2 protein-coding genes are annotated in these 3179 nt (G+C 24.9%); both read right to left on the bottom strand.

Going from position 1 to position 3179, the window contains the following annotated elements; genetic code table 11:
* Positions 1 to 53: 53 nt before the first annotated feature.
* Complete coding sequence (gene alaS, locus B2G44_RS01055) at positions 54 to 2435, bottom strand: alanine--tRNA ligase (RefSeq protein ID WP_078123011.1); 2382 nt, start codon at positions 2433 to 2435, stop codon at positions 54 to 56.
* A gap of 45 nt (positions 2436 to 2480) precedes the next feature.
* Positions 2481 to 2669, bottom strand: coding sequence for a 50S ribosomal protein L32 (gene rpmF, locus B2G44_RS01050; RefSeq protein ID WP_078123010.1), 189 nt, complete (start codon positions 2667 to 2669; stop codon positions 2481 to 2483).
* Between the last annotated feature and the right edge of the window lie 510 nt (positions 2670 to 3179).

The following is a 3179-nucleotide window of genomic DNA, read 5'->3' as shown; positions in this document are numbered from 1 at the left end:
CATTCTTTCGTTTGTCAAACCGACCATCTCCTTTCAGAGTTTATCAGCTCTGGCTATTGGTTAGATAGCACGAAATTTAGGCCTCTTTGGCGCCCACTTAAAAACATACAAGGTTCTATTTTAGAAGGTATAATTTTTTCAGCTTCTTTAATCATTTTTATCATATTCTTTTGATAAATTTTTTTTTGTATTTTCGACCACAATTTTTGTAATTCTTCGCAATAATCTTTATAAATAAAAATACTTTTATAACTATCTTTATCTTCTTTAAATTGAGGAATATTAACTTTATTATTCAAATCATCATAATAATATTGTTCTATTTGATGCAATATTTTTTGTTCTTGGATACGTAAATGTTTAGTTTTAGAATCAAAACCAAGAATAATATTATTAGTAGTGGTTGTTGCTTCTATTCTGTAAATTCCAGAACCAATAGAATTATAAGACAAAATAGCGAATTTTTCCAAAAATAAAGTATTAAAAGCATGAGTTCCGCCGCATAATTGAGTTGAAATATTCTTAATTTCGATTACTCTAACAATATCATTATACTCAATTTGTTCAAGTAATTGTATTTTTCGATCTTGAGCTTCTTTAAAAGTCATTATTTTGGTATTTATAGGATATTTTTCATTAATCCATGAATTTATTTTGTTTTCTATAGAAATTAAATCATCTAAAGATAAAGATTTATAATAATTAAAATCAAATTTTAAAATTTTATGATTCAAAAAAGAACCACATTGTTGTATATCAGGATTAAATAATTTTTTTAAAGCAGCATGTAATAAATGAGTAGCTGTATGATTTAAAGAAATTAAATGTCTTTTTTGTAAATCAATGCATGTGTCAACCTGTTGACCTAATTCAAAATAATCTTTTGTATAGTGTAAAAATTGCCCATGAGGTAATTTAATAACTTTCTCAATGTAACTTTGATTAATCAAACCAAAATCTGAAATTTGGCCTCCCATTTCAGCATAAAAAGGTGTTTTATCTAAAACAATTCCCTTTTCGAAAACTTTAATAATTTTAGCCGAAGTACTAAAACATTTATAACCTACAAATTCACTTTTAAGAGTAAAATTATAATACTCATTATTTTGATAATTTTGATTTTTAAACACTATTTTACCTTGATTAGATGATATTTTTTTTTGTTTTTCTAAAATATTTTCAAATTCGTTTTTTTCTGCTAAAATTTTATAATTTTTAGCATATTCTAAAATTATATCCGGGGGCAGCCCATAAGTATCATAAAGTTTAAAAAAATCCTTAGCAAAAAGTTTTTTGGAAATTTTAGTAAATTCTAAAAATTTATTTTTTCCTTCTTGTAAAGTTAATAAAAACTTCTGTTCTTCTGTTAAAATGATTTGTTGAATAATTGATATTTTTGATTTTAAATATGGATAAAAATCTTCCATTATATCAACTACTGTAGGCACTAATTTAAATAAAAAAGGATCATTAAATCCTAATTTAATTCCTTTTTGGAAAGCTCTTCTTAAAAGTTTTTTTAAAATATAACCTCTACCATCATTAGATAACATAACTCCGTCAGCAATCCCAAAAACTAAAGCTCTAATATGATCAGAAATAATTTGAAAAATTTCTTGATTTTCATCTAACTGATATATTATATTGCTTAAAATAGAAATTTTTTGAATAATAGGTAAAAACAAATCAGTTTCAAAATTATTATTTTTATTTTGTAAAATACAAGTTAAACGTTCTAGACCGACTCCAGTATCAATATTTTTATTGGGTAATTCCCGATAAACTTTACGATTATTTTTAATTTCTAAATTATATTGAGAAAAAACAATGTTCCAAATTTCAATAAAACGGTTATTGTTGATGTTATTTGAAATTAAACTATGATTACGCGAATCATATGTTGGTCCACGATCGAAAAAAATTTCGGTACAAGGGCCACACGGTCCTTCACCTATTTCCCAAAAATTTTCTTTTAAAGCGATTAAATGATTTTTATCAATGCCTTTTTGTAACCAATAATCATAAGTTTCTAAATCTTTTTCAAAATAAGTAATATATAGTTTACGAAAATCTAAGGCTAAAAATTCATGAGATGTTAAAAATTCAAAAGCAAATTCGATAGCTTCTTTTTTAAAATAATCTCCAATAGAAAAATTTCCTAACATTTCAAAAAAAGTATGATGACGAGAAGTTTTTCCTACCATATCAATATCATTAGCTCTTAAACATTTTTGAATATTAACTATACGTTTGTGATGAGGAATCACGGAACCATTAAAATACTTTTTTAAAGGCGCTACACCAGCATTAATCCATAACAAAGTAGGATCTTTATCTGGTATCAAAGATGCTGATGATTCTATTTTATGTTGTTTAGATTTGAAAAAATTTAGCCATATATTACGAATTTCTTGCGATGTTTTAATGTTGATCATATATAATGCCTTTTTTATTTAAAATATTAATTTTTTTAAATATGATTAATTCGTATTTTGTATTTTTGAAATTAATTTATTTTTATAAAAACTACTACCATTTTTAGTTAAACGATGAGGTAAAGTTAATTTCTTAGTATCAGGACATAATATCAAAGTAGGTGTTTTTAATTTGTAATGAGTACGTCTTTTTCTTTTAGCAGTTTTACTAGTTCTTCTAAAGGGGACAGCCATTTTAATTTTTCTCCTTTGTCATTATTAAATAAAAAAAAAATTTTTTATTTAATAATAAAAATTAATTTTAATTAAATTAATTATTGCTAATTAACAGAAGTAATTTTTATTATTTTATGGCGTTTGAGGAGGGATTTGAATCGTGATAGAATTACTACATTTCATTATTTCTAACTATTATAATAAGCCCCACACACCACCGGACAAGCTAGTTTCCCAGCATCCGGCGATTATTTAAGTGATAATTTGATTTAGCCTAAAAATTTATAATTTCTTGAGTTTTTCTCCATCTAGATAGATCAAAACTCTTTATCCATTTAATATTATTGTACAACAATAATTTTTAAATAAAACTAAAACATTATTTAAAAATTTGCTAAACCTTCACAAAAATTTCCTCTTTCGCCTTGTACCAAGCTTTCCTTGGCTCCTTGGTGAGTCAGTTTAACCAAATATTCCAACTTGATTCTTAAATTTCTCACGACTACTATGATTCTGCTTTCTCCTTGC

This window comes from Candidatus Phytoplasma citri (assembly GCF_002009625.1).
GTDB lineage: Bacteria > Bacillota_I > Bacilli_A > Acholeplasmatales > Acholeplasmataceae > Phytoplasma > Phytoplasma citri.
This window is presented reverse-complemented; position numbering and strand designations above follow the sequence as displayed.

Excerpts from the sequence above, each read along its gene's own strand:
- alaS (WP_078123011.1), bottom strand. The coding sequence starts at position 2,435 with ATGATCAACATTAAAACATCGCAAGAAATTCGTAATATATGGCTAAAT.
- rpmF (WP_078123010.1), bottom strand. The coding sequence starts at position 2,669 with ATGGCTGTCCCCTTTAGAAGAACTAGTAAAACTGCTAAAAGAAAAAGA.